At 64.4% G+C, this 7,010-nt stretch carries 7 protein-coding genes; 6 read left to right on the top strand and 1 reads right to left on the bottom strand.

The genetic code is table 11. The features are described 5' to 3' along the window. On the top strand, window positions 1-754 hold a 754-nt coding region (locus VNZ93_RS04640; protein WP_325700736.1), incomplete at its 5' end, for a DUF3108 domain-containing protein. A 20-nt stretch (window positions 755-774) separates the two neighbouring features. Here VNZ93_RS04640 and VNZ93_RS04635 read toward each other — a convergent pair. Next, window positions 775-1,740, bottom strand: a complete 966-nt coding sequence (locus VNZ93_RS04635) for a S1C family serine protease (RefSeq protein WP_325700733.1) — start codon at window positions 1,738-1,740, stop codon at window positions 775-777. Window positions 1,741-1,816: 76 nt separating this feature from the next. Here VNZ93_RS04635 and VNZ93_RS04630 point away from each other — a divergent pair, with 76 nt between their 5' ends. From VNZ93_RS04630 to VNZ93_RS04610, 5 genes are all read left to right on the top strand, one after another. After that, a complete protein-coding gene (locus tag VNZ93_RS04630; RefSeq protein WP_325700730.1) occupies window positions 1,817-2,653 on the top strand; it encodes a nitroreductase family protein in 837 nt (278 codons plus the stop codon). A gap of 109 nt (window positions 2,654-2,762) precedes the next feature. After that, a complete protein-coding gene (locus VNZ93_RS04625) occupies window positions 2,763-3,905 on the top strand; it encodes a L,D-transpeptidase (RefSeq protein WP_325700727.1) in 1,143 nt (380 codons plus the stop codon). A gap of 243 nt (window positions 3,906-4,148) precedes the next feature. Further along, window positions 4,149-5,102 carry a hypothetical protein gene (locus VNZ93_RS04620; RefSeq protein WP_325700724.1) on the top strand — a complete coding sequence of 318 codons (954 nt, stop codon included), beginning with the start codon at window positions 4,149-4,151 and terminating at the stop codon, window positions 5,100-5,102. 82 nt (window positions 5,103-5,184) lie between these two features. Beyond that, on the top strand, window positions 5,185-6,231 hold the full coding sequence (locus tag VNZ93_RS04615) for an LLM class flavin-dependent oxidoreductase (protein ID WP_325700721.1): 1,047 nt from the start codon (window positions 5,185-5,187) through the stop codon (window positions 6,229-6,231). A 70-nt stretch (window positions 6,232-6,301) separates the two neighbouring features. Further along, a complete protein-coding gene (locus tag VNZ93_RS04610) occupies window positions 6,302-6,970 on the top strand; it encodes a dienelactone hydrolase family protein (RefSeq protein ID WP_325700718.1) in 669 nt (222 codons plus the stop codon). Window positions 6,971-7,010 lie beyond the last annotated feature (40 nt).

The following is a 7,010-nucleotide window of genomic DNA, read 5'->3' as shown; positions in this document are numbered from 1 at the left end:
TGCGCCCGCGCACGCGCAGGCTCAATTTGACGCGCGCTACACACTCACCATGTCGGGCATGACGCTCGGGAAGCTGTCATGGCGGGCCGAACTCGGCACCACCGACTACACGCTGTCGGCCAGCGGCGCGGTCAGCGGCTTTCTCAGTCTCCTGATCCGCGGCGAAGGCAATGTGACCGTCAAGGGACAGATGAAGGATGGCCAGCCGCGGCCGCTGAGCTTCGTCTCTGCGGTCGTGCGCGAGGACGAGAAGGTCAATGTCCAGATCGCTTTCGACGGTTCACGCGTGCGCGACCTGAAGGTCGAGGAGCCTCCGCTTGAAAGCGACCGCGTTCCCATCGAGCCGGCGCACAAGATCGGTGTGATCGATCCGCTTTCGGCGCTTCTCATTCCCGGCGGGGCCGATCCGATGGCTCGCGAGGGCTGCGAACGCACATTGCCGATGTTCGACGGACGCCGGCGTTACGACCTAGCGCTGTCTTACAAGCGCACCGACATCATCAAGAGCGAGGGCGGCAAGCAGAGCATGGTGATGGTCTGCGCGATCAGGTTCACGCCGTACTCGGGCCATCGTTCGTCGAGCCCGCTGATCAAGTTCCTGTCGGAAGGGCGTGACATCGAGGTCTGGCTCGCACCGGTTACCGGCACGCATATCCTTGCGCCGGTGCGCCTCGCCGTCTCGAGCCTGATGGGAAACATGGTGCTGCAGGCGAATGAATTTCAGACCACCGCGCTGGCCAATTCGCGCAGGTGACGCTTCGCCCACGTGCACTGTCAGTGCATCCGCGGAGACTTCAGGAATGCATTGCGGTCGGCGGACCTCACCGTCACCTCAACGTCGCGATTGTCGCGCAGCAATTCAAGCCGCACATCGACGCCGGCCTCTCCGAGGGCCCAGATCTTCCGGAACAGATCGGCGAGGCTTTCGGCCTTCGCGCCGTTGACCGCGACCAGAACGTCGCCGACCTCGATCTTCGCGCGCTGGGCGGGGCCGCGGTTGGTCACCCCCATGACAACGAGCTTGTCATCGGCGTCTGCGACGTACATCCCGAGCCACGGGCGTACCGGCCCCTTGCGCGCACCGAAGGACAGCATGTCGTCGAGGATCGGCTTCAGCAGGTCGATCGGAACCACCATGTTGATGTCGTTGCCGGCGCTGGCTTCCAGTTGCAGCGATCCGATGCCGAGCAATTCTCCGCGCGGGCCGATCAGCGCGGTCCCGCCCCAGTTCGGATGCGACGGCGCAGTGAAGATCGCTTCGTCGAGGACGTATTCCCAATAGCCCGCAAATTCCTGCTTTCCGACCACGTCCGCGGCAACCGAACGCTTGCGCCCGCCAGAGCCGCCAACGACCAGCTTGTCGCCGATCGCCACGGCACTCGAATCTCCGAGCGGCAGGGCCGGAAGGCCGATGCTTCCCAGCGCCTGCACGAGGCCAAAGCCCGTCGCCTGGTCGAAACCGATCGCGGAGCCCGCGATTGCGCGGCCATCCGGCAGGTGCAGCCAGATCTGGTCCGCCTCGGTGATCAGATACCCGATCGTCAGAATGAGGCCCCTGTCCCCAATCGCGACCCCGTGCCCGGCGCGCTCGGTACCCAGCGCTTCCGCGGTGAAGGCATCGCTCGGCATCACGGCGCGCAATCCGACCACCGATTGCAACACCCGGTCGAGATCGTAGGCGTAATCCTCGGGGCGTGGTTGAACCGCCGCCGCAATTTTCCAGTCCGCGATCGATGGCATTCGCCGTTATCCCTTTTGCGCCTAGTAGGTGGCAGTCCGTTCCGTGACGGACAAGCCAACCAACCGGAGATTCCCCGTGCCCCTTGCCTACCACCTGGAAGCCCTGCTCAAGGACCGCTTCGGCGAAGATGTTCCGGTCGACCCGGCCTGGCCCGGTCTCGATCGTCTTGAGCCAATCGTCAAACATCGCGTCATCCGCCGATATTCCCCTAGACCAATGGATGAGGGCCTGCTTCGGCTGATCTGTGCCTGCGCATTCTCGGCGCCATCGAAAAGCGATCTACAGCAGCGCGATATCGTCATCGTGGACGATCCGGAAATCCGCCGGGGCATCGCCGGACTGATCCCGGACATGCCTTGGATCGCGCAGGCTCCCGCTTTCCTCGTGTTTCTGGCCAATGGGCGGCGACTGACGCAGGTTGCGGAGCTTCGCGGCAAGCCGTTTCCCAACAATCACTTCGATCTGGTCTTCAATGCCGCGGCGGACGCTGCGATCGCGCTGGCGACGGCAGCGACCGCGGCGGAGGCGATGGGTCTTGGAACCTGTCCTATCAGCGTGATCCGCGACCATGCCGGGCGCATCGGCGAACTGCTCGGCCTGCCCGAGCGGGTCATCCCGTTCGCGGGCCTCTGCATCGGCTGGCCGGCGGACGAGGGCCGGATGTCGCCCCGACTGCCCCTGACCGCAACGGTTCACCGCAACCGGTTCGACGACGGGAACCTGCCCACCGAGATCGCCGCCTACGACCGCCGGCGCGAAGGGCAGGCGCCCTACCGCGCCCAGCGCGACACCACCCTTTGGGGGCGGGCGGCTGAATATGGATGGTCGGAGGAGAAGGCGCGGCATTATGCCCAGCCGCAGCGCGCCGATTTCGGGAGCTATGTCAGGGGGCGCGGCTTCTCGACCGACTGACGCTGCCAGAATCACAATATCGTTGCCGGGCGCAGTCTTTACCGCGCCTTCATGCTGCCCAATCTATCTCGCATACGCTAAGAGCAATTCGGACGGGGGACTTCAGCGAATGCGGCGTCTGGTGTTGTTGTCATCGCTTGCGACCTTCGGCTTCGCGGTCGCGGAGCCGGCCTGGGCGCAATACTCGTATCCGCCGGGCGGATACAGCGGTGGCGACCGCATGATCTCCATCGACCCGGATGACGACGACGATCGATTGCCGCCTCCGGGCGCCGCGCCCCGTGGCGCCTATGAGCCCTCCGTTACCAGCCAGCCGCTGCCGCCAACCTCCGATCGCGGCAACTACCCGTACGATCTTCATCCGCGCGTGACCGCGCCGGGAACCCTGCCTCCGCCGCCTGACCGCAACTACGTCACCCGCGCTCCCGGCTACGGCGAACCGGCCCCCGGCGTTTATGCCCCTCCGCCTCCGGGCGGCGCCTACGCGCCTCCGCCGCAGTCCGGCACCTATGGGTCACAGCCACCCGCAGCTTACGGGTCGCCCCCTCCGGGGGTTTATGGCGCGCCATCGCAGGGTGCGTATGCGCCGCCGCCCGCCGGCAACCCGTATGCGGCCCGGCAGGATGGCGCTCCCCGGCCCCCGATGGCCATCGAGCCCGGCCGCCAGGTTGCGCCCGGCACCACGGGTTCCATCGCGCCCGGTCAGATTGCCAGCCTCCCGCCGGAAGATCAGCCGGAAGTCGGAAAGCCCAAGGAACTGCCTCCGCAATTCAGGCGGCAGGTCGTCGACTACAAGACCAAGGAACCGGCCGGCACGATCATCATCGATACGCCGAGCACGTTCCTCTATTACGTGAACGGTGACGGCACCGCGATCCGCTACGGAATCGGCGTCGGCCGCGATGGCTTCACCTGGGCCGGCACCGAGAAGATTACCCGCATGGCGGAATGGCCGGACTGGCATCCGCCGGCAGAGATGATCGAGCGTCAACCCTATCTGCCGCGCTTCATGGCCGGCGGTGAAAGTAATCCGATGGGTGCGCGGGCGCTCTATCTCGGCAAGACGATCTATCGTGTCCATGGAACGAACCAGCCGTCCACCATCGGCCAGTTCGTCTCGTCCGGCTGCATTCGCATGCTCAACGAGGACGTCATGGATCTCTACACGCGCGTGAAGGTCGGCACGAAGGTCGTCGTGCTCGGCGACGGCGGCAAGAGCGCGCGCAATTCGAACACGACCGCGACGCGTTGAGCCGCGTGTTTGTTTGAGCAACACATTTGGGAGATCCGCTGTGGCGGATTTCCCCCGTTGCGGTAGCGCATCAAACATTTGCCCAAGTAATTGCATGACGCCCCGTCGCGAATCAGAAAAGATTCGCGTGTGAGGTCGGCTGGCGTCGTCCTTATCAGACATCACGATCACGACGTGGCACCAGACATTCTGGCGCGCCGTGTCTCGTTCGGGTTACCCCACGGACCTTGGCCGGATTTGCAAATGCTTCCCGATCTTCGGATCGTCATCGTTGCCGTCCTGTCGACCTTCGTTCTGACCGTAGGCGTTGGCTTTTACACTTCATCGCGCCTGATCACCGAGACGAAGCGCAACTCCGACTTTCTCGTCGCGATGGAAGAAACTCCGGTCAACCGGATCGCCTTGAGCTGGCCCGAGCCGAGCAAGCAGCCTGAACCTCTCGCACTGGATTTCGCAGTCAGCGCGAAGGCGCTGCGCAATCCGGTTCGCGATGTCACAAACGAACAGCAATCGTCGGATCAGCGGCCTCAGCCGGTGCGCACCACCGCGACCGATGCCGGTACGCGGCCTGCCGAGCCTGTTGCAAAAGCCGCTCCCGAAAAATTCCCGGACACGCCCGAAGCAACGCCGGCGCCGACGCCCTCACCCGTGGTGGCCGAAGCGCCCGTCCCGGTTCCTGCAGCCATCGAAACACCGAAAGCGTCTCCGGTGATCGCGCCCTCGCCTGAAATCCGGATCGCAGTGCAATATCCGCCCACCATCCCGTCGGAATTGCAGGCACCGGCCGCTCCCGTCGTCGCCGAGCCCGCGCCGCCGACAGCCGTTGCTGAACCCGCGCCACCGCCGGTCGCAATTGAAACCCCGGTTTCGACCGGCTCGATTGCCGAGCAGCCCAAGGCCGCGGAACCCGTTGCCGCGGAACCTCTCGTTGTCGCTGATGATCCAGCGCCGGCTGTCGCAAGCGAGCCCGAAGTCAGGGTCGCCAGCCTGCCGGAAGCAACGAAGGCGCGCCTGCACACCGGACGCATCCCGCTTCCCAGACCGGCACCAAAGGTCAGAAGCAAGAAAGCCGCGCCGAAAAAACCTGCACCAAGACGGGCGACAGTGGTTCGGCGGACCGCCGCGATCGCCCAACCGGCCGTTTCAGCGAACGCCACCCCGTTCTCGAACTTCATGGGCAACATGGGCCGAAACTGAGGAAGCCCGCCCGGCAGGCACCAAGGCTGGCTTTTTCTGCAATCGGGATTACATCGGCTGACACTCCCAATTGTCACGCCGCATGACCTCACTCTCCATCCTCGATCTTTCTCCGGTGCCCGCAGGCGGCTCCGCCGCGCAGTCGCTCCGCGACAGCATCGATCTCGCCCGTCATGCGGACGCGCTCGGCTATCGCCGCTACTGGCTCGCCGAGCATCACAACCTCCCGAATATCGCGAGTTCGGCGCCCGACATCATGATCGGGCAGATCGCAGCTGCGACACGCAACATGCACATCGGCTCCGGTGGCGTGATGCTGCCGAACCACGCGCCTCTCACGGTGCTAGAGCGATTCAAGGTCCTTGAGGCGCTGTTTCCGGGCCGCATCGATCTCGGTCTCGGCCGCGCGCCCGGCACCGACCACGTGACGTCGATAGCGCTGCGGCGCCGTCAGGATATCCGCGACGAGGACGATTTCCTCGATCGCCTCCAGGAATTGCTGCTGCTTTCGAATGACGGCTATCCGAAGGATCACCCGTTCAGCAACGTGCATGCGATGCCGAACGATGTCCCCCTGCCTCCAATCTTCCTGCTCGGATCGAGCGACTACAGCGCACAGCTCGCCGCCCAGATCGGCGCCGGATTCTCTTTCGCGCATCACTTTGCGGGCCACGATGCCGTTCACGCGATGCGGCTCTATCGCGACAGGTTCAAGCCATCGCAGCATCTGCAGGCGCCGCTTGCGATCCTCGCAACCGCAGCGGTCGTTGCGGAAACTGCCGGGGAGGCGGAACGGCTGGCCTCGACCATCGATCTGAATTTCGTTCGCCGCGCGAAGGGCGTTTATGCGCCACTGGAAAGCCCCGAGGTCGCGCTGGCATACGATTACTCGCCGATGGATCGCGAGCGCATTGCCAAGAACCGCGAGCGCCTTGCGGTGGGAGATCCGGACATGGTGAAGGCGCGGCTGACCGAACTTGCGCAGGCCACCCAGGCGGACGAGATCATGATCACCACGATGATCTTCGATCACGAGGCGCGCAAGCGGTCCTATTCTCTCCTGGCGGATGCGTTTTCTCTCGCATCGCCCCGTGCTATGCCGCAGCCGCAACCGGCCGCGGCTGGTTAGACGCGCACCGACGAAAGGGCACAAGCCCCTCAACGGTCGTCATCAGTCTTGAGTGATCAGGGAGAGAGACTTGGGCAAGCATTTTTCGCTCACCACGACCGACAATCATTCGCTCGGGGCCTATCGCGCCGATCCGGCCGGCAAGCCGAAGGGTGCGATGGTCGTCGCGCAGGAAATCTTCGGCGTGAACAGCCACATCCGGAACGTCTGCGACCGGCTCGCCGCCGAGGGCTATGTTGCGGTGGCGCCCGCCCTGTTCGACCGCTTCGTGCGCGACTTTCAGTCGGGCTATTCGGCCGACGAGGTCGCGCATGCCCGCACGCACCTCACCAAGATCGACTGGCCGAAGATGCTGCTCGACATCCAGGCCGGCATCGATGAGGTAAAGTCGGTCGGACCGGTCGGCGTCATCGGCTTCTGCATGGGTGGCAGCGCTGCGTTTCTCGCGGCAACGCGTCTCGAAGGACTGAAAGCCGCCGTGGCGTTCTATGGCGGGCAGATCGTGAAGTTTGCCGATGAAAAGCCGAAATGCCCGGTGCAGATGCATTTCGGCGAAACCGATGCCAGCATTCCGATGTCGGACGTCGAGATCGTCAAGCAGAAGCGACCCGATTGCGAGATCTATGTTTATCCGGCCGGCCACGGCTTCTATTGCGACGAACGCGCGAGCTTCCATGATGCAAGCGCCAGGCAGGCATGGAAACGCGCGATCGAGTTCCTCGACAGGCACATGAAGTAGCGAGCGTCAATTCGGCGACTGAAATTACGAAAGCGCGCAG

It is taken from the genome of Pseudorhodoplanes sp., from assembly GCF_035565795.1.
Classification (GTDB): domain Bacteria; phylum Pseudomonadota; class Alphaproteobacteria; order Rhizobiales; family Xanthobacteraceae; genus Pseudorhodoplanes.
The sequence above is the reverse complement of the archived record's forward strand: the minus strand, read 5'-3'. Positions and strand labels throughout refer to the sequence as shown.